Raw genomic sequence first — 19652 nt, 5'->3', positions numbered from 1 at the left:
ATAGGCTGGAGATCGCCATGTCCCACGTTCCCCTCCCCGAACGCCTGCGCCCGGCCACCCTCGACGAGGTGGTGGGCCAGTCCCACCTGCTGGGGCCGAAGGGGGCCCTGACACGGCTCACCGCGGGCGGGCGGCTGCCGTCCATGGTGATGTGGGGTCCGCCCGGCACGGGGAAAACCACCCTGGCCCGCATCCTGGCCGAAGCCACGGGCCATGGCTTCATGGAGTTCTCCGGCGTCAGCGGCAGCGCCGCGGAGCTGAAGAAATTCCTGGCAGACAGCCGTGAGATGCCCCTGTTCCGCAGCGTGCCGCCTGTGGTGTTCCTGGATGAGATCCACCGCTTCAACCGGGCGCAACAGGATATTTTGCTGCCCTTCCTGGAACGCGGCGAGGCCGTGCTCATCGGCGCCACGACGGAGAATCCGGCCTTCTACCTGAACCCGGCGTTGCGCAGCCGGTGCCAGCTCATCGCGCTGAAGGCGTTGGAACCGGTCCACATCCAGCAGGTGCTGAAGCGGGCCTGGGCGAAGGAACGGGCCAACCAGCCAGAACCTTCGGAGGTCTTCGAGTGGCTGTCCCACTGGGCCGGCGGTGATCTGCGCTCGGCGCTCTCGGGCCTGGAAACCTGGATGGAGATGCCTGATCCCGATCTGGAATCCCTCCAGGGCGCCCTGGGTGGCCGCATGATGTTCGACCGCGCCGATGGCCACTACGACCTGGCCTCCGCTTTTCAGAAGAGCCTGCGCGGCTCTGATGCCGATGCCGCCCTCTACTACCTGAGCCGCATGATCCGTGGCGGTGAGGATCCCCGCTTCATCGCCCGGCGGCTCATGGTCTGTGCCGCGGAGGATGTGGGCAACGCCGATCCCCAGGCCTTCATCCTCGCCGAGGCCGCCAGCCGCGCGGTGGAGCAGATCGGCTGGCCCGAGGCCCGCATTCCCCTGGCCCAGGCGATCATCTACGTGGCCAATGCCGCCAAGAGCAATGCCACCGTCCTGGCTGTGGACGCCGCCCTGGCTGCGGACGACGCACCCATTCCCGAAGCCATCCGCGACGCCCATACGTCGACCGCGCGCAAGGCCGGGCGCGGCGCGGGCTACCACTACTCCCACGACGACTACGACCGGGAGCAGACCTTCCTCCCCGACAAGCTGAAGGGCACCGCCTTCTATGAACCCAGACGCCCCCAGGAGCGCAGCTGGCGGGATCGCCAGGAACCGGATGCGGCCGCCCTGGCCTTGCTCTGGCAAACCTGGACTGAGGCCCACCCCGAGGGCGGCGAGCTGCCCCTGGAGGCCTGGAGCACCGAGCTGGCCTGCAGCCGGGAGGCCCTGGCGCGCGCCCTCGGCAAGCTGGCCCTGGGAAGCTACACCCTGGAACGGAAGCTCGAGGCCAAGCCCATCTGAAGCCCCTCCTACCAAGTCGCCATCATCAATAAAGATCCACCACGGAAACACTGAGCCCACTGAGGTGGCACGGAGGCCTCAGTGCTCCTCCGTCACGGGCAGGCCAAAGGCCGCTTCCGGCAAAGCCGGAAGCCACAGGAGGCGGCGGATCCAGATCCCTTCGCGGGCATCTGGCTCCGCCGCCTCCTGTGTGCCCATGCTCCGCGCCTCCGTGGTGGATTCTTTCGATTGAAGGCAAACGGTATCAGTCCTCACTCGACCAACCCAGCAGGGTGGCGCCCCAGCGCTGGCCGCACACATGCAGGGGCAGGGTGAGGACCGTGATGATGGCGCCGGTGTCGCGGGCGTAGGTCTGCACCAGGAAATCCTGGGGATTGGCCGAGCTCTGCTGAAGGCTGGCCACCCGCTGGAAATCGGCGCGACTGGCCCGGTCCGGCAGCGCCTCGGCGGCCTCGCCCAGCCCGTGGCGCGCGCCGCGCACCAACACGCGGTTGTCCGTGAAGAAGCGCTTCACGCGGTTGCCCGCCAGATCCTTATCCGCCTGGCCCGTCCAATCCTGGGAGAAGCGCTTGTTGTGGGAGGGCGCGTAGCTGTTGAGGTCGATGAGCAGAGCGAAGGTGAGGCGAGGTTCCTGGTCCAGGATGCGGTCAAAGGCCTCCTGCAGCGGGCGCTCCACCAGGGCATCGTAGGCCGTGCGGTACTTGGGCGGCGTGAAACCCTCCGGGGGCACCCGCAGCACGTTGAAGAACCGCGAGAGGCTCTGGATCTCCGCCCCCCGGATTTCACGGTAGTCCAGGGCCAGGAGATCGGCCTCGCGAAGCCGTCCCTCCGCCAGCGGCGCTTCGAGAATGGACGCCCCTGTGAGCGCCAGGTCCTGTGACAACCGCAGGGCCCGGTGGAAAAGTGAACCCGTATCGTAGCCTGCCAGATGGCGATGGCCTTCCTCGGAGAGGTAGGACAGGCGGAAGGCATCCTGGGCCACGGCATCGGCCCCAGCCTTGAGGGTGTCTGTGGATTCAAGCAATTTTCCGGAGGCATCCACCAGCGTCTTGGCGGCGAGGTGTTCCTGCGCCGAGGTGCGGGCGATGCTGGAGACGTTGCCTGCGGTGGATTCCGCCAGGTCGGCGATGCCGGTGAAGCGCTGCTCCACCGCCTCCACCTGGGTGCGCGTTTCCGAGGCCAAGGTGAGGCTCTGCCCCATGGCCTCCCGCGCGGGTTCCAGGTCTTTGCGGATGGCTTCCAGCAGGGCGCCGATTTCCTCGGTCTGCTTGGACGTGCGATCGGCCAGCTTCCGCACCTCTTCCGCCACGACGGCGAAACCGCGCCCAGCGGCCCCGGCGTGGGCCGCCTCGATGGCGGCATTGAGGCTCAGCAGACCCGTTCGGTCAGCGATCTCCCCGATCACCTGGGACACCTCATTCACCTTGAGGATGTGCCCCATGAGGGATTCCAGCCGCTCCGAAGTGATCTGGGTCTGCTGTTGCAACTGGCGCACGGTGGCCACGGCCTGGTCGCTTTCTTGGCGTCCCTGAAGGGTGAGGTCCGCCATGCGCCGGGTGGATTCAGCCCCTTCTTCTGCCGCTGCGGCAGATTCGGAGATGTTCTCCCCCAGGCCCTCCAGCGTCTGCTGGATGTCCCGAGTGCTGGACAAGATCTGATCGATGTCCCGCGCCAGGGCCTGCACCCGCACCGACGTACGGGCGGCCCCAGCGGCGGAACGGCCAATCACCCGCTCGAGGACGACGAGATCCTGCGTCAGTTGGGACGCGCCGGTAGGATCCGCGCCGTCCGCGGGAAGGCCGCTTGAGGGGTGGGACATGTTGTGCACCGAGGGTGGGTTTCATTATCCCATCGGCAGACCGGACCGTGGCTGAAATTCAATCCAGATGGCCCATGCGGCCCTGCTGGTAATCGAGGATCGCCTGCTCGATTTCAGCCCGGGTGTTCATCACGAAAGGGCCATAGTGGGCGATGGGTTCGCCCAGCGGCTGTCCCGCGAGCAGCATGAGGCTGGCGGGTTCCGAAGCCTCCACGGCAAGGGCTTCGCCCTCGCCCAGCAGCGCCACCGTATCCGCCGCCACGGCAGTCCCCTCCACCCTCACCGCCCCGTGCAGAGGCACCACTGCCGTGAGCCAGCCTGCGGGTATGACGTGCTCGAATCGCGCACCGGGTTCCAGTTCGAGGTGCGCGTAGGCAATCTGGGCAGGAGTTTGGGTGGGGCCGGTGATGCCAGCCCAACGGCCGGCGAGGACGCGGATGCGTCCCCCTCGCAGGGCCTGCCACGGCATCGAGTCCGGCTGCAGGTCCGTATAGCCGGGCGCCGACCCCTTGTGGGCCTTGGGCAGGTTGATCCAGAGCTGCACGCCCTCGATGGCACCACCGGTTTCCAGATGCTCAGGCACCGGCATCTCCTCGTGGACGATGCCTGAACCAGCATTCATGAGCTGGGCACCGCCGGGCCGCAGCAGCCCCGAACCGCCCGTGCTGTCGCGATGGCGGAAAGCCCCCTGGATCAAGTAGGTGAGCGTCTGGAAGCCCTTGTGCGGATGGGGCGGGAAGCCCGCATCCGTGCCCGGGGGCAGCACCATGGGGCCGAAATGGTCCATGAGCAGGAAAGGGTCCATGGCGCGGAAGGCCGCGTCACCGCGCTGGCCCTGACCTGGCACCAGACGGGTGAGGGGCACGCGGTTGCCATCCTGGGTGGGCTGGCCGGGGACGAGGGACACAACGGGTTTGAAGCGCATGGAAACTCCCGGGAAACAGGGATCAGACAAGGTCGAAGAAGAGGACTTCAGCGGGGGAGGTGGCCCGAATGACGGGAGCTGATTCTTCCTCCACCCGGGCGCCATCCCCCGCAGCCATGGCCTGTCCATTCAAAGTGAGGGCTCCGGAGGCCACCTGCATGAATCCGGCGCGCCCCGGCGGTAAAGGGGCCTGCGTCTCATGACCGGGATCCAGCCGCGCCACGTAGACCTTCACATCCTGGAAGACCTGCACCGCCCCATCCGCTCCCTCTCGGCTGGCGATGAGGCGGAAGGCATTGCGAAGGTCCTCGTCCTGAAAAGCCTTCTGGTCGTAGCGCGGGGCAAGGCCGGCCCGTTCAGGCAGCATCCAGATCTGGAGGAAGTGCACAGGCTCTGTGTCCGAAGCGTTGAACTCGCTGTGGCGGATGCCGGTACCTGCGCTCATCACCTGGGCTTCGCCAGGCCGGATGACGCCGTGGGTGCCCAGGCTGTCGCGGTGCTCCAGTGCGCCGGAGAGCACCCAGGTGAGGATCTCCATGTCCCGGTGGCCATGGGTGCCGAAGCCCTTACCGGGCCGCACCCGGTCCTCGTTCAGCACGCGGAGCGCATGGAACTGTTCATGGGCTGGGTCGTAGTACTCGCCAAAGGAGAAGGTGTGATGGGTATCCAGCCAGCCGAAATCAAAATGGCCTCGGGAACCAGCGGGTCGAAGCGTGATCATGGTGCCTCCCGGTTTCATTTTAGGTGTTACAACTTCTATTTCAACCCCCAATCTTGAACTTTTCCCAGGCTCATTGAGGACCATGGACTTATCTTTGGGTACCCGAGCGGAGGTCGCCGTGATGAAGCGTGTGCTGGCAGGTGTGGATTTTTCTGAGGCTTCAAAGCAGGCCCTGGAACGTGCAGGCAGTTGGGCCACCCGTCTTGGGGTGCCCCTGGTGGCCATGCACGTGCTGCAATCTCCAGCACCCATGCTGCCGGAGGCCCAGATCGCTCTGCCCGACCCTGCTTGGCTGCACGCCATGGAGGATCATGCTCGCGAGCAACTGGAGAACTGGGTCAGCCCCTATCCCGGCGCCACCGCCCTCGTGAAATGGGGCGGCCCCGCCGAGGAACTGGTCTCTGAAGCCGACCCCGACACCCTGCTGGTGGTGGCCCAGGTGGGGCACTCTACCCTGGAGCGGCTGCTGTTCGGCAGCACGGCCGCCCGCGTGGTGCGGCTGGCCCCCTGCGATGTGCTGGTGGTGCGCACGGAGCAGGCCAAGTAGGCCCGCCCCGTTTGTCCCGCGAAGCTCAGTGGTAGACGCTGGCCTCCTTGGCGGCGGCAGTGCCTTCGTAGTCCTTGTGCAATAGCCGGAAGGCCCTCAGCACCAGGCCCGCACTGCGGGCATCTCGGTTCGCGTTCCTGGACGCCCGCACGGCCTTCGAGAGGGCCCCAGGGGCCAGCGGATCCTTGGGTCGGGCCTGGGCCAAAGCCAGGGCCTGATCGCAAAACCAGGTGAGGGGTGCAGGTACCTGCGCCGCTTCAGCCACACCCTCGCGATCCGCGGCGGCATCCAAGAAGGTCGGCGACAGCGTCAAAGCATAGCCAGTGAGGCCCCGGGGAGGAGCCTCGGCATCGCCCTTCCGGCCCGCCTCCGTCTCCTTGCTGGCCTCCGGAGGCCCCTGCCAACGGGCATAGAGGGTGCCGTATTGGAAGGCCTCTTCTCGATAGCTGAGAAGCTGGGGCCAGAGGCGGTGATCCCAGATCAGGAGAAAAGCCAGGCCCCTCCTGCGGGCTGCGTCCGTTTCGCCGCTCCAGGCTGCCAGATCCTTGGCCAGGGCGGGCCGCGCCTTGGCCAGTTCGGGCGCCCGGCGAGCCATGACATCCTCGCGCCCCAGGATGGCCGCGCGGGTCCAAACCGCCTCGAGCCACTCAGGTTTCAACTCCTGCGGAAAGGCGGGTGCATCCAGGATCCCCTCCCAGAGGCGCAGGGGCATCCGCTGGTTCAGCAAGGCCACCGCCGCCGGATCCAGGGCTTTCAGAAGGCGGCGATCTTTCGGATCCTCATCCGGATGCTCGCTCCAGGGGCTCCACTCGCCATCATCCACGGAGGCGAGGCGCCGACCCAACTGGGCGGCGAAGGCATTCAGATCAGCTGCTTGGGCCAGCTTCACCTGGGACCAGAGGTTGAAGGCCGAGGGCCATTTCGCAGCGCCGGGTTGGGCCAGCGCTTCTGTGGCCAAGGCTTCGGCGGCCTTCATGCGCCTCTGGGCGCAGAGGATCCGCAGGCGGTGGCTGACCAGGGTCGCGTAGGCTGGTCCAGGCCTGGCACTCGCCTGCTGCGCGAGTTTCAAGAAGGCTTCCACCCGCGGATGGTCCGGCCGAAGCGAGAGCATCACGGCCACCAGGTGGGGCAGGTCCGGCGCGGCATCGTAGGCCTCCATGGCGGCCTCTGCGTCCTCCTTCTGGATCAGGTCGATCCAGGCATGAACCCCATCCGGTTCGACTTCCTTCAAGCCCTCGGTCCAGGGTTCCAGAACCCGCAGCCACCGCAGATCCTCCATGTCCTGAACCAGCGCAGCGCCCCGCCCCTTGGCTTCCAGGTGCTTGATGAGCCGGGCGTAGAAGGCGGGAGCATCCACGATGTACCGGATGTAGTTCTCCAGGGCCGCGGCGTCGGCGTGGATCTCGGCCAGGGCTGGCTCTGACTGGATCTGCGACAGCAGGACCAGCGCCCGTTCCCCGTCCATGTCCGACCCGGCCACGGAACCGACCTTGGCGAAGATCCGGGCCATGACGAACTTGGCCCATCCGCGCCAGGGGTTGGCGGGATCGGCGGCCACCTTTTCAAAGGAGGCCAACGCCGCCACGTAGTCCTCCTGGTAGAACTGCGCCGCCGCCATTTGATAATCGCGGTCCTGGCGAATGCGCAGGGGCAGCGAGGGATCCGCCGCCGCCGGAAGGGTCCACGTGAACACCTGCTGCTGGGCCGTCAGCCAACTTTGAACAGGGACACTGCCCTTCCCATAGCGTTTAAGGTGCTCCTCCAGCGTGCGGGCGGCGAGGACCAGCGCGTGATCACCGATCACCGGTTGGTCCTGGTACTGCGCTCCCACCCGGCTCAACTTCGGCTCCACCAGCGGGGCGCCGGCCGCCATGACAGCCTGTTTCCAGGCCTCAGCCCCGCTGATCTGGGCGGCAGCCATTGGAGGCAGAATGGCCTTCTGTTCCTCCGCATTCAACCCCACCCCTGCAAGCCAGCGCCAGGCCACCACCAGATCGGCGGTGGGCAGCATGGGTTGCAGCAGCCCCAGCCGCCCGGCCACCCAATCGGCGCGATCCCCATCGGGCACCCGCATCACCACCAGGTTGAAGGTGGGAACGAAGGGCCCACAGGGCTTGGCCACCGTGAACAACACGAGCAGGCAGAGGATGGAACCCAACCGGCGCATCATGGCAACTCCCTTGAAATCTGAGCCCAAGCCTCGGCCGTCCAGCGGCCTGGATGAAAAGCATAAACGCGGCGGCCTCGTGAAAGCCGCGGTAGGGGCTCATCGGTGGAGATTCCCGCACTGAATCGCGACAGGGGCTCGCGGAAGCGTACTCCCTGCCCCAGGCGCCGACGAATGGAGCCAGCCTCATTGCCCATACGGAAGAACATGGGAACGGCCTCGTCCACCACGCCAGACAGCCCCGCCTGGGACAGCCAATCATCCTCCAGACACCAGGAGGCCAAGGCCGTGATGGAGAGGGGCGTCGCCTCGGGCAGGCGCGAACGCAGGCCCTTCAACGCCCTAACGTAGAAGGCCCGCTCGGAGTCGCGGGCATCGAAATCGATCTGGAGACCTCGCACTTGCGGCAGGGAAAGGAGACCGGAGGCCCGCTCGATCAGGGCCTGGGATTGCGCTTCGGTCAACTGGGCTGCCCGGGACTCCACCCGGAGGACAGCCAATAGCACGGTGCCCGGATTCACCCAGAGGGGATTCCGTCGCGGTACCCAGCGGGTGCTGCTGCCTTCCAGGCGGAGCTCTCCAGCCAGGAAGGCCACGCCCTCGCCTTGGTGCAGGAAGCGCAGATCCTGGGGCGACTCCCATGCCCAGAGCATGCGCATGGGCAGGCGGCGCACCCTGACAGGTTCCCGGCCGCAGCGGACAAGTGCCGCGAGCAACAAGACCGATCCCCATGTCCAGAAGAGGTATTTCACACACACTCCTGGAGGCATGATCGCATCGGGCCCGCCAAGGCGGGCCCGATGGTTGGGGGTGGACGACTGCCACCCGAATCAGCGATAGGCGGGGATCCCAGTGACCTCCTGGCCGATGATAAGGGTGTGCATGTCGTGCGTCCCCTCGTAGGTGTAGACGCTCTCAAGGTTCGCCATGTGGCGCATGACCGGGTACTCGTCGAGGATGCCGTTGGCGCCCAGGATGGTGCGGGCCTTGCGGCAGATCTCGAGGGCCACGTTCACGTTGTTCATCTTGGCCATGGAGACCTGGGCCGTGGTGTAGGTCTTGGCATCCTTCAGGCGCCCCAGCTGGTACACCAGCAGCTGGCCCTTGGTGAGCTCGGTGACCATCCAGGCCAGCTTCTCCTGCTGCAGCTGGTAGCTGGCGATGGGCTTGTCGAACTGGATGCGGCTCTTGGCGTAGTCGAGCGCGCACTGGTAGCATGCGTCGGCAGCGCCGAGGGCGCCCCAGGCGATGCCGTAGCGGGCCTGTGTGAGACAACCCAGGGGGCCCTTCAGGCCTTTCACATTGGGCAGCAGGGACTTGGCCTCGTCGACGATGACATCCTCCAGCACCAGCTCGGAGGTGGTGGAGGCGCGCAGGCTCCACTTGCCCTTCATCTCGGGGGCGCTGAAGCCCGGCGTGCCCTTCTCCACCAGGAAGCCGCGGATGCCCTCTTCGGTCTGGGCCCACACCACGGCCACATCCGCCACGGTGCCGTTGGTGATCCACATCTTGGTGCCGTTGAGGCGCCACTTGCCTCCGGGTTCCTTCACGGCCTTGGTGAGCATGCCGCCCGGGTTGGAACCGAAGTCGGGCTCGGTGAGGCCGAAGCAGCCCACCTTCTCGCCGGTGGCCAGCTTGGGCAGCCAGTATTTGCGCTGCTCCTCGCTGCCATAGGCATAGATGGGATACATCACCAGACTGCCTTGCACGGAGGCGAAGGAACGCAGGCCCGAATCGCCGCGCTCCAGCTCGTACATCAGCAGGCCGTAGGCCACGTTGGAGACGCCCATGCAGCCGTATTCCTCGGGCAGCGAGGGACCGTAGAAGCCCAGCTCGCCCATCATCGGAATGAGCTGCTTGGGAAAGGTCTGCGCCTGGGCGTGCTGCTCGATGATGGGCAGCACCTCGGCATTGACGAACTTGCGGGCCGACTCGCGGATCATGCGTTCTTCGTCGGTCAGCAGACCCTCGAAGCCCATGTAGTCGGTGAGGTGGGTGAAGGTGGCGTAGGCGCCAGCCATGGGGACCTCCTGAAATGCCCTGAAGCCTCGGGCAATTGATGGATTCGACGCTGCAGCAGCGCGTCGGGGCCAGTCTACCGCTGCGTCAAAACCGGGTCCGTCGCGCATCCCCATCCACCGCGCCGATTCCTGTCATGGCGCGCATCCCCTTGACGAACTGGAAAATCAGGAGCCCTGGCTGAGGTCCTCCAGCAGCCGATCCCCCGTGGCGTGGGGCACCTCATGGCAGTGGCGGCAGCGGGCCTCATAGGCATCGGCGGCGCCCACCAGCACCTGGCCGCCCGTGTGCACCATGCGCTGCGTGCGGCTCGCCAGAGCCCCGCAGACCATGCAAATGGCCTGGAGCTTGGTGACATAGTCTGCCTTCGCCAGCAGGATCGGCATGATGCCGAAAGGCTCTCCATTGGAATCCTGGTCCAGGCCGCCAGCGATGACGCGAACCCCGCGATTGGCCAAGTCCTCGATGATGGGAATCAGACCTTCATCCAAGAACTGTGCCTCATCGAGTGCCACCACCTGCGCCTCGGGATCCAGGTGCCGCAGCAGTTCCGTGGTGTCCTTCACAGCGATGGCCTCGTGCTTGCGCTGGCTGTGGCTGGCCACGGCGGAGGCATCATAGCGGTCGTCCAGAGCCGGCTTGAAGACCTGCACCTTCTGCTTGGCGATGATGGCCCGCTTGATGCGGCGGATGAGTTCCTCGGACTTGCCGGAGAACATGGGACCGCAAATCACCTCCAGGGAACCCTGGCGCTGGTGCACGAACATCGCAAATCCTTAATTCTTCTTGGGGGGGAGAACAGCTTCGGGAGCGGGCGGATGCGGCGCGGACATGGGATCGGGCTGCTTCGAGAAGTCGGGCACGGGGTTGGGGCCGTCAAGGGGCCGTCCCAGATTCGTGGCCAGAGCGAGACCGCCATCCTGAGGCGAAGCCATCCGGAGCGCCCAGGCCTGCCGAAGGCGCGTGGGTCCCTCAGGCACCACCCGGACATCCACCGGCTGCAAACTGGCGAGCCCCATGTTCATGGACCCCCGGTGATGGGGCACGTAGAGGGCGAGCGGCACCAGGAAGCAGAGGGCCACCAGGGGCCACAACAGCCGACTGGATTCCCATTCCGGAGGCGCCAGGTCGTACTGGCCATCCACCACCCAGGGGCGCACCACCTTGGGCGCGTCTCCAGAGATGGGCTCCAGCAGGCCAGCCTCGATGAGGTCCGCCACGGTCTTGCAGGTATCCAGTTCCTCGTAGCGGCTGATCTGGACGATCTCGTTGACGGTCTGCGGATGGTCGAAATACGAAAGGACCATCTCCTGCTCGTGGGTAAGTCCGGAACTGCCCTGGGAGAGCTGTCCGCCCTTGCCATCCAGCAGCAGCGAAACATCCCGGTCGATATCCAGATGGAGGGCCTGGGCCCTCGGTGAGCGTGCCAGGGCGGTATCCATCCCCGGCAGCCGCCGCTCCACCTCAGGCCATTCGTCCTGGATGCGCGCAGCCTCCATCAGCACAGTGTCCACAGGAATCGGTACGAAATGATCGCGGTCCAGATCCGGCGGCAGCATGGAATCGAACCGGTAATCCCCTTCCACCCACCGGAAGGTGCGGTGGAGGATGGCCGTGGCTTGATTGAACAGGGCGTCCTGAAGGTCCGACGAGGCGACCTTGCCGCTTTCCATGAGCAGGGTGCCCATGCGCTTGAGGGTCTGACGCTGGATCTGAACCATCGCCAGAAGTTCTTCGCCCGTCAACCGGCCCAGCCGCACCAGCATGGTGCCCAGGCGGTCCTCCATGCGCACCTGATTGGAATCGCAGCCGACAATCTCGCCGTTCTCGAAGAAGACTTTGACGAACTCCTGCCCCTGGGAAAGCACCAGGGTGCCGTTCTTCCCCTGGATCTTGATCATGTTGAACAAGGAGAAGAGGTCAAAATCGCGGAGGGAGCCTTCCAATGCCATCTCAGGCCCTCCTCATGATGAGCTTCAGCCAGGAACGAACGTAGAAGAGCGCCACCAGGGCTGCCCCGACGGCCAGCCAGGTGGAGGTGGGATCCGCCAGGATCTCGCCGGGATAGCGAACTGATCGGCCTGTGGCAAGCACCATGCCCACGGCCAGGCAGAAGGGCAGGAATTCCACCAGGCCTTCTCTGGTTTCGCCCAGGAATGCCAGGTCGCAACCGGGAAGCAGGACGATGAGGGCCTTGTGGATCCAGCGGGTGGACTGCTGGTGATCGGCCACCTCATCCAGCTTCTTCTTCCGGTTCTCCGCATGGAGCCCATCCCGCAGGACGAACAGGTGGTGGCACTTCTGGCAGACTTCAACATCCGGGCTGTCGGTGGTGTGAAAAGGTTCGCCGCAGCGGATGCACTGGGTGGGATGGGCCATGCGGATGCTGGCCCGCACCCGAACCAGGAAGGCCAACAGGCCGATGATGGGGAGGAGCAGCGCGAAGAGGAAGGTGCGCTCCGTCAGACGCAGGGTCTCAGCCCCCTTGCTTTCTCCGCCCCCATCCATAAGCGCCTGCACCCGCTCAGGCGTGTCGCGCAGCGCCATGGGATAGGTGCGGATGTCCTTCTGGGCGTCGTTAAGGGCGATGAGCAGGGTGTAGGCCTCGGGAGCCGCGGCCTGGGCCTCGTCCCGCTTCGAAGCGCCCAGGGTGGTATCGAGACGGTTGAAAGCCAGGATGCTCTGGTTCAGGAGCACCTCCATCTTGGGCCCCGTGGCCAGCGCCATGTCGAAGGCCTGATCGGCCCCGGCGACATCTCCGGACTGGAAACGGGCAACGCCGAGGTTGTTCAGCACCGCGGCCTGATCTGGATGCTGTCCAACCAGCCCCTGGAAAACCGTGGCTGCCTCGGCCCACTCCAGGTTCTGCAGATGTCCCCAGCCCTTGAGGAAATCCTGGTCGGCCGACGGGAGGAAGCGCAGCAGGGTTGCTGGCACCGGTTGCACCTGCGGCTGCAGTTGCAGCGTGGCCAGACTCGGCTGGGGTTCCCGGGCCGCCCAGGGCTCCAGGGCCGCCAGGGCCGGGTGAACCAGCTGAAGCAGCAGAATAAACGTGGCGACCTTCACTTCGGAAGTGGTGAGGAAGGGCGCGAGCAGGAAAAGCCACAACATGGCCGCGGCCATGGGATCCAAGCCGAGAATGACGGGGCCAGTCAGCACGAGAGCACCGATCAAGGCCGCCAGGGCCGGAGCCATGCCCCTGTGCTTCAGGGGTTCCTCCCACAGATGCCGTAGCACATTGCGGTAGCGCAGCCCCATGGTCAGGGCCCAACCCCAGAGCAGAAGGGTCGCCGAGAGGCGGATCATACCCAGGTGCTGAACCAGCCAGAGCCAGCGGTGGGCTGGATGATCGATGCGCTGACGGCTCAAGCGGAGCACGTCCGGGAAACTCCAGAACCAGCCATGGATGCCCTGCTGGCGCATGAGGATGATCCGAGTGCCCAGCAGGGTCGGATGATCCGGTGCCCAGCGTTCCACGGCTTGCAGGCCTTCCAAACCCAAGGCGCTTTTTCCCGCCATACCCTGCTGGCGGGACCAGAGGGCCATGGCTTCGATGAGGGGCGCCACGTCCAAAGTGGAATAGGTGCGGCGCAGGGCCTCTACCTCCAATTGGGCCGCGCGAACCGCCTCCTGGTCGCCCTTTGCCAAAGCCGTCATCAGGTGCTGGGTGCGATGACTCAAGGCAATCGCGGGAAGCGGGGTGACAGTGGCCGCAGCGGCGACGGGGGCCGCCGGCGCGGGAGCCCCTGTGGGTGGCGCAGCCCAAACCGCGCAAGAAACGCCAATGGCCAGGCAGACATGCCGGAAGGCCTGCAGGAATTCCATGCCTGTTCTCCTCCGGTGGCTCACTTCGGCACCACCGGCGTTTCCGCTGCGGGTTTGAGATCCATGGCCCTCATTCGCAACTGATAGAGGATTTCATCGAGCTGGGCCGTTTCCGCGTCAGTGCGCGCGCCTTCAGTTTTTTCTTTGAGCACAGCGACCAGGTCCACGTAGAAGCGTGCCACGGCAGGATTCGCTGGCGGAGCGTCCTTCATCATGGGATGAGGCACCCCCATGGCCAGGAGTGCCTGCTCGGCGAGGAGGTGCATCAGGGCCGTCAAGGACGCTTCCGGCATCGCGGGGTTCATGGGCTACCTCAAACGCTTTCAGGACTTGTCTGCCCGGAAGCCTACCACAGGCAGGCGCTTCCCGCACCCAACTGGAATCAATGCACCGCCGGGTGGAGGTTTCAGGGATAGCAACTATTTGACGAAAAGCACTCGGCGGAATGGCGACCCTGTGGAAGGATGAATGGGTTTGGAGGAAGACCCATGCGACGCCTCACCCTCGCCCTCGTGCTCCCCGTGGCCTGCCTGTCGATCCATGCGGATTCGACCGGACGAATCTCCGGTAAGGTTGTCAATAAGGCCGGTCAGCCGATAGTCGGTGCCAAGATCAACCTAAAACGCACTGATCGGAATTGGACTAAGGACCTTATCTCAGATAAAACCGGAAGCTTTCTCCAAGTCGGCATGGAGCCTAAGGATTACCTAATGACCGTCACTGCCGAAGGCTACGTGGCCTTGACTGAACAGGTAAAAATTCCATTGGGCGACGTGGTTGTCAAAAATGTTTCATTGCTCACGGCCAATGAGGCGCGGGCGGCCGCAGGAGCTCAAGTCGCAGCCGCAGACCCTGGTGCTGGTCTCGATACAGAAGGTCGAGAGTCCTTTAATTCAGCCATACCTCTATACAACTCCGGGAATTTTTCCGAAGCACTGCCTCTCATCGAGAAATCCTACAAGACCCTTAACGAAGCCAAGGAAAAACTGAAAGACGAAAAGGCTAAAGAGGAACTCGCACCCGAACTCATCAAAATCGAGCGGGTTCTAGGCATCTGCATCGCCCAGGCCGGCGCCAAAAAGGAAGATGCCGAACCTTACCTCCTGAAGGCCCTCGCGCGTAATGCCAAGGACGAGCGGGTGCTCATGGCCCTCATCGAAACCAGCAAGGCCAAATCCGACAAAGCCGCTGAGCAGAAATACACCACCCAGCTCGAAACCCTGCAGGGACCCAACCCGGATGCCTACTACAACAAGGGCGTGGATGCCTTCAATTCCGGTCGAACCAAAGAGGCCAAAACACATTGGCTGAAGACGCTGGAAATTGCTCCGACCTATGCGGAGGCCCACTTCATGCTGGCCATGGTCGAATTTGGTGAGAACAACCTGAAGGGCACCAAGCAGAATCTGGAGAAGTACCTCGAGTTGGCTCCCAATGGCAAGAATGCCGCGACGGCCAAGGAAATGCTGAAGGATCCTTCCCTGAAGCGGATTAAGTAGGGCATGACATCCAAAAAGGAAAGGGCCCCGTTTCGGGGCCCTTTCCTTTTAAGCCAGCTCTAGGCTGATCGGACAGTGGTCTGAGCCCAGGACATCCGCATGGATGCGGGCCTCCTTCACCTTTTCCAAGAGCGGTCGACTGGCGAGGAAGAGGTCGATCCTCCAGCCCACATTCCGTTCACGGGCGCCACCACGGGCGGTCCACCAGGTGTAGAGGCCAGGCGTATTCGGATTGCGCTCCCGCAGCACGTCGACCAGCCCCGTTCCCAGATAGAGTTTGAAGTCTTCGCGTTCTTCTGGCGTGAAGCCGGGGTTCTTGGTGTTGTCTTTGGGACGCGCCAAATCGATCTCTTCAGGAGCCACATTCATGTCGCCCGTGAGGATGACTTGGTCTCCGGCCTTATGATGCTTGGCCACAATGGCCGAGAGGTCCTTGGCGAACTGGCGCTTGAAAGGCAGGCGCACCAACCCCTGGGAGGCGTTGGGGAAATAGCCCGCGATGAAGACCAGCTTGTCCTTGCGGGACACGATCATGCGTCCTTCGGCATCGTAGCCTTCGTGGCCCAGGCCCTTGGTGTGGCTGAAGCCCAGGTCCTTCTTGGACAGGGTGGCGGCACCCGCATAGCCCTTCTTGCTCGTGGCCGGGAACCAGCAGATGTCGTAGGCGCTTTCAAGCTGGCGGCGCACCCCCAGATCGACCTCTTCCCATTCGCAGCGGATTTCCTGGAGCGAGAGAACATCCGGTTCCGTCTCCTCCAGCCAGTCCATGAAGCCCTTCTTCAGGACCGAACGGAAACCATTAACGTTCCAGCTGTAGAAGCGCATGGATTCTCCTGTCAGGACACCAGGGTGCCATAGGCAGCGGCGTCAAAGCCAATGATCACACCCTTGGCATGCACCAGGATGGGCCGTTTGAGCAGGTTGTTGTCCTGCACCATCAACGCGATGGCCTCGGCCTTGCTCAGCTTGCGGTCCTTCAAGCCCAGCTCTTTGTACTTGGGGCTCTTGGTGCCCAGCATCGGCCCCGGGTCAGAGGGCAGCAGCCGTTCCAGTTCGGTGGCCTCCAGCGGCTTCTTGAAGTAGTCGCGAACCTCCACCTCGATGCCCAGCTCGGCCAGCTTCGCCTTGGCGTTGCGACAAGTGGTGCAGCTGGATTTCATCCAGAGCACAGGTTTCATAACTCCTCCACGAAACGGTCCAGCAGGCGATCCGTACGCCAGCGGAACATCCCGAACAGCAGGAAGCCCGACCAACCCTTCATGCGACCGTTCAAGCGGAGGTGCGCTCCCTTGGGATCCGGGGACAACGTGAACTCGCCTGATTCCTCCGCGCCGGCCACCAATCGAGCCCAGCGAAGCACCACGCGACCATCGGCCTGTTCAAGGGGTGACCACTCCCGAAGCGCCTTCAAGCTTTTGAAGGCTTGCGGCCCCTCTTCACGCAGCCGCCCAACGATGTGATCGAAGGGGGCATCCGTGAGGACTTCGGCCTCGAAACTGAAAGCGGGGCGTTTCACTTCACCAGGAACCCGGGCTGAGCGTCGGCGGGAGGCGCCACCAGGTAGGGCTTGCTGGCGTTGTCGCTGGCGGCCAGCAACATGCCGTGGCTCTCGATGCCCATGAGCTTGCGCGGCGCGAGGTTGGCCACAACCACCACCAGCTTCTGCAGCAGGTCCGCGGGTTCGTAGGCCTTGCCGATGCCGCCCACGATGGTGCGCTGCTCCAGGCCGATGTCCACCTTCATCTTGATGAGCTTATCGCTCTTGGGGACGCGCTCGGCTTCGAGGATCCGGCCCACGCGCAGGTCCACTTTGAAGAAGGTGTCGGCGTCCACCACCTCGCGGATCTCCGGCACATCCAGCGTGGGTTTGGTTTCGACGGGCCCTGCCGCCTCTTCACGCTTCACCTCCTGTGAAGCGCCCTTCGGGTCATCGCCCCCAGGGCGACGGTGGACCTCCGCTCCTGCTCCGGTCTCGAGATCACTCAATTCCTTCTCCTTGTCGATGCGCTGGAACAGCGGTTTCGGATCGCCGATGGGGCCGACGGCCGGACCGTCCAGGGCGAAGCCATGGAAGGTGGTCTCGGCCACCTTCGAGGTGTGTCCAAGGGATTCCCACAGGGTCTGGGCCAGCTCGGGCATCACCGGTGCCACCAGCAGGGCCGTGGCGCGCAAGGCGCGGTAGAGGTTGGCCAGCACGGCATCCAGCTTGGGATCGTTCGCTGGATCCTTGGCCAGCTTCCAGGGCTCGGCCTGAACGATGTAGCCATCGAGGGCGCGCAGGTAGGTCCAGAGCGCGTTCAGGGCGGCATGGAAGTCGTTGGCGCGGGCCTTCTCCAGATACTCGGGGAAGACTTGGAGCAGTTGGGTTGCCACTTCCTGATCGGACACATCGAAGACGGACGGCATGGGCACCACGCCACCGCGGTAACGCTGGATCATGCTGAGGGTGCGTGAGGCCAAGTTGCCCAGGCCGTTGGCCAGATCTGCGTTGAGACGGTCCATGAACCCCTCGAAAGAAAAGCCGCGGTCGTGACCGACCTGCATGTCGCGCATGAAGTAGAAGCGCAAGGCATCGTTGCCGAAGCGCAGCAGCGTGTCGGGGCGCACCACATTGCCCTTGCTCTTGGACATCTTGTCCTCGCCCATGAGCCACCAGCCGTGGGCCAGGATCGTCGTGGGCAGGAACATGCCCGCCGCCATGAGGAAGGCGGGCCAATAGACGGCGTGGAAGCGGAGGATGTCCTTGCCAACCAACTGGAGGTCGGGCGGCCATCCATTGGCAGGGCAGCCCGTCAGGTAGTTGAGCAGCGCATCGAACCACACGTAGATGACGTGCTTCTCATCCCCGGGCACGGGAATGCCCCAGCTGATGCTGGTGCGGCTGATGGAGAGATCCTGCAGGCCGCCTTCCACGAAGCGCTTCACCTCGTTGAAGCGGAAATCCGGCTGCACGAAGTCAGGCCGCTCCTCATAGAGCTTCAGAAGGCGATCCTGGTAGGCACTGAGGCGGAAGAAGTAGGTCTCCTCTTCCAGCTCCACCAGCTGGTGGGCGAGACCCTGCGCCTGCAGTTCCTTGGCCTGCACCTCGGTAACGTAGGCCTCGTCGCTGACGGAGTAGAGTCCCTTGTAGGTGGCCTTGTAGATGTCCCCCTTGTCCAGAAGGCGCTTGAAGAGCTGCTGCACCTGGGCCCGGTGGTCGGCATCGGTGGTGCGGATGTGGCGGAAGTGAGTCATCCCCATTCGCTTCCACAGCTCGTGGTAGTTGGCCACCACCTCGTCGGCCAGCTGCTTGGGCGTGATGCCCCGGGCGGCGGCAGCTTTCTCGACCTTCTGTCCGTGCTCGTCGGTGCCCGTGAGGAAGAACACCTGCTCGCCGCGCATGCGGTGGAAGCGGGCGATCACATCTGCGAGCACCGTGGTGTAGGTGTGGCCGATGTGGGGCCGGTCGTTCACGTAGTAGATGGGGGTGGTGATGTAGAAGGGCTTGGACACAGGGACTCCGAGCCTTCCAGTCTACAGTGAGTCAGCCCTGGCGCTTCCAACAGGTCACCAGGTGGTCGTCCACCAGGCCCAGGGACTGCATGTAGGCGTACATGATCGTGGGTCCGACAAAGGTGAAGCCCCGCTTCTTCAGGGCCTTGCTGAGGGCCTCAGCCTCTTGCGTCACCGCGGGCACCTCGGCAAGGGTTTTCCAGTGATTCAGCTTCGGCTTCCCGCCCACGAAGGCCCAGAGGAAGGCATCGAAGCTGCCGAACTCGCGCTGCACCGCCAGGAAGGCCCGGGCGTTCTTGCGGGCGGAAAACACCTTGAGGCGATTCCGGACCACGCCCGGGTTCTGGAGGACGACTTCCAGTTCTGCATCGGTCATGGCCGCGACCCGCTCGGGGTCGAAACCGAAGTAAGCGGCCCGGTAGGCCTCCCGCTTGCGCAGGATCGTGATCCAGCTCAGCCCGGCCTGGGCCCCTTCCAGGATCAGCTTCTCGAAGAGCCGCCGGTCATCGTGCTGGGGCACGCCCCACTCGTCATCGTGGTAGGCGATGTAGAGGGGATCTGTGCCGCACCAGCCGCAACGTTCCTTCTCCACACACACCTCCCCCGCCTTCCGTCACACAGAATCGGGCGGCCAACCCGCCCGATTCGGTGTCGGGTCAACAACCACCTAGGCCTCGACGACCGTCGCCTTCACGATGCGGTCGTTGGCCTTGATGGCCTGCACCACTTTGATATCGGCGTCGGCAATGCACTGGCCGAAGACCGTGTGCACGCCATCGAGGTGGCTGGGGGCGCTGCCATTGCAGATGAAAAACTGGCTGCCGCCCGTGTTCGGACCCGCATGGGCCATGGAAAGGGCGCCCAGCTTGTGCTTGTGGGGGTTGCCCGCAGTCTCGCACTTGATCTTCCAGCCGGGGCCGCCCGTGCCGGGCATGCCCGAGGCGCCCGGCTTGGTGTTGGGGCAGCCACCCTGGATGACAAAATCAGGAATGACGCGGTGGAAGGCGAGGCCGTCGTAGAAGCCGGCTTCGATAAGCTTCACGAAGTTCGCCACGGTCCCAGGCGCCTCCTTCGGGAAGAGTTCCAGGTTGATGTCGCCCTTGTCAGTCTGCAGGAGCACGCGGGTCATGATTCACCTCTTGAGTCAAACGAACAGCATAGGGGCCCGCCCTTCCCGAGTCAGCATGAACTTACGAGGACGATGATCACTGGTCCCTGGGGAATTCGCGGAG

Annotated in this window: 19 protein-coding genes; 3 read left to right on the top strand and 16 right to left on the bottom strand. The window is 64.4% G+C overall.

Translation table 11 applies throughout. The features are described from left to right. Positions 1–17: 17 nt before the first annotated feature. Positions 18–1406 (top strand): replication-associated recombination protein A, encoded by a 1389-nt coding sequence (locus Q9293_RS08550; RefSeq protein ID WP_306252030.1) that lies wholly within the window; start codon positions 18–20, stop codon positions 1404–1406. 244 nt (positions 1407–1650) lie between these two features. Here Q9293_RS08550 and Q9293_RS08545 read toward each other — a convergent pair whose 3' ends face one another. The 3 genes from Q9293_RS08545 to Q9293_RS08535 are packed head-to-tail and all read right to left on the bottom strand — an operon-like array spanning position 1651 to position 4871. Continuing rightward, positions 1651–3225, bottom strand: coding sequence for a methyl-accepting chemotaxis protein (locus Q9293_RS08545; RefSeq protein ID WP_306252028.1), 1575 nt, complete (start codon positions 3223–3225; stop codon positions 1651–1653). A 58-nt stretch (positions 3226–3283) separates the two neighbouring features. Next, positions 3284–4150 (bottom strand): pirin family protein, encoded by an 867-nt coding sequence (locus Q9293_RS08540; protein ID WP_306252026.1) that lies wholly within the window; start codon positions 4148–4150, stop codon positions 3284–3286. 22 nt (positions 4151–4172) lie between these two features. Then, positions 4173–4871, bottom strand: a complete 699-nt coding sequence (locus Q9293_RS08535) for a pirin family protein (RefSeq protein ID WP_306252024.1) — start codon at positions 4869–4871, stop codon at positions 4173–4175. A gap of 121 nt (positions 4872–4992) precedes the next feature. Between Q9293_RS08535 and Q9293_RS08530 the strand changes: the two genes are divergently transcribed. Continuing rightward, entirely contained in the window at positions 4993–5418 is a 426-nt protein-coding gene (locus Q9293_RS08530; RefSeq protein WP_306252431.1) for a universal stress protein, read from the top strand. A 25-nt stretch (positions 5419–5443) separates the two neighbouring features. Here the strand turns inward: Q9293_RS08530 and Q9293_RS08525 are convergent, their stop codons facing one another. From Q9293_RS08525 to Q9293_RS08495, 7 genes are all read right to left on the bottom strand, one after another. Further along, positions 5444–7588 carry a hypothetical protein gene (locus tag Q9293_RS08525; protein WP_306252022.1) on the bottom strand — a complete coding sequence of 715 codons (2145 nt, stop codon included), beginning with the start codon at positions 7586–7588 and terminating at the stop codon, positions 5444–5446. Next, positions 7585–8304, bottom strand: coding sequence for a DUF3142 domain-containing protein (locus tag Q9293_RS08520; protein ID WP_306252019.1), 720 nt, complete (start codon positions 8302–8304; stop codon positions 7585–7587). Before Q9293_RS08520 ends, Q9293_RS08525 begins: the two co-directional genes overlap by 4 nt. A 111-nt stretch (positions 8305–8415) precedes the next feature. Beyond that, positions 8416–9606, bottom strand: coding sequence for an acyl-CoA dehydrogenase family protein (locus Q9293_RS08515; protein ID WP_306252017.1), 1191 nt, complete (start codon positions 9604–9606; stop codon positions 8416–8418). Between the two features lie 165 nt (positions 9607–9771). Continuing rightward, a complete protein-coding gene (locus Q9293_RS08510; RefSeq protein ID WP_306252015.1) occupies positions 9772–10371 on the bottom strand; it encodes a thymidine kinase in 600 nt (199 codons plus the stop codon). 9 nt (positions 10372–10380) lie between these two features. Continuing rightward, positions 10381–11556, bottom strand: a complete 1176-nt coding sequence (locus Q9293_RS08505; protein WP_306252013.1) for a DUF4388 domain-containing protein — start codon at positions 11554–11556, stop codon at positions 10381–10383. 1 nt (position 11557) lies between these two features. Further along, complete coding sequence (locus Q9293_RS08500) at positions 11558–13429, bottom strand: tetratricopeptide repeat protein (RefSeq protein WP_306252011.1); 1872 nt, start codon at positions 13427–13429, stop codon at positions 11558–11560. Positions 13430–13449: 20 nt separating this feature from the next. Next, on the bottom strand, positions 13450–13734 hold the full coding sequence (locus Q9293_RS08495) for a DUF1844 domain-containing protein (protein WP_306252009.1): 285 nt from the start codon (positions 13732–13734) through the stop codon (positions 13450–13452). A 183-nt stretch (positions 13735–13917) separates the two neighbouring features. Between Q9293_RS08495 and Q9293_RS08490 the strand changes: the two genes are divergently transcribed. Continuing rightward, positions 13918–14928: a carboxypeptidase regulatory-like domain-containing protein gene (locus Q9293_RS08490; protein WP_306252007.1), complete on the top strand. Its 1011-nt coding sequence runs from the start codon at positions 13918–13920 to the stop codon at positions 14926–14928. Positions 14929–14976: 48 nt separating this feature from the next. Here the strand turns inward: Q9293_RS08490 and Q9293_RS08485 are convergent, their stop codons facing one another. The 6 genes from Q9293_RS08485 to Q9293_RS08460 form a co-directional block, all read right to left on the bottom strand. Beyond that, complete coding sequence (locus Q9293_RS08485) at positions 14977–15753, bottom strand: exodeoxyribonuclease III (RefSeq protein WP_306252005.1); 777 nt, start codon at positions 15751–15753, stop codon at positions 14977–14979. Between the two features lie 11 nt (positions 15754–15764). Next, positions 15765–16106, bottom strand: a complete 342-nt coding sequence (locus Q9293_RS08480) for an arsenate reductase family protein (protein WP_306252003.1) — start codon at positions 16104–16106, stop codon at positions 15765–15767. Continuing rightward, positions 16103–16444 carry a hypothetical protein gene (locus tag Q9293_RS08475; RefSeq protein ID WP_306252002.1) on the bottom strand — a complete coding sequence of 114 codons (342 nt, stop codon included), beginning with the start codon at positions 16442–16444 and terminating at the stop codon, positions 16103–16105. The genes Q9293_RS08480 and Q9293_RS08475 overlap by 4 nt, the downstream gene beginning before the upstream one ends. Further along, on the bottom strand, positions 16441–18420 hold the full coding sequence (metG, locus tag Q9293_RS08470; RefSeq protein WP_306252000.1) for a methionine--tRNA ligase: 1980 nt from the start codon (positions 18418–18420) through the stop codon (positions 16441–16443). Before metG ends, Q9293_RS08475 begins: the two co-directional genes overlap by 4 nt. 31 nt (positions 18421–18451) lie before the next feature. Next, positions 18452–19012, bottom strand: coding sequence for a DNA-3-methyladenine glycosylase I (locus Q9293_RS08465; RefSeq protein ID WP_306251998.1), 561 nt, complete (start codon positions 19010–19012; stop codon positions 18452–18454). A gap of 75 nt (positions 19013–19087) precedes the next feature. Next, on the bottom strand, positions 19088–19549 hold the full coding sequence (locus Q9293_RS08460; RefSeq protein ID WP_306251996.1) for a peptidylprolyl isomerase: 462 nt from the start codon (positions 19547–19549) through the stop codon (positions 19088–19090). Positions 19550–19652: the final 103 nt, after the last annotated feature.

Origin of the sequence: Geothrix sp. PMB-07, from assembly GCF_030758935.1 — a bacterium.
Classification (GTDB): domain Bacteria; phylum Acidobacteriota; class Holophagae; order Holophagales; family Holophagaceae; genus Geothrix.
Note: the sequence above shows the minus strand (reverse complement) of the source record. Positions and strands in the feature narration are given on the sequence as shown.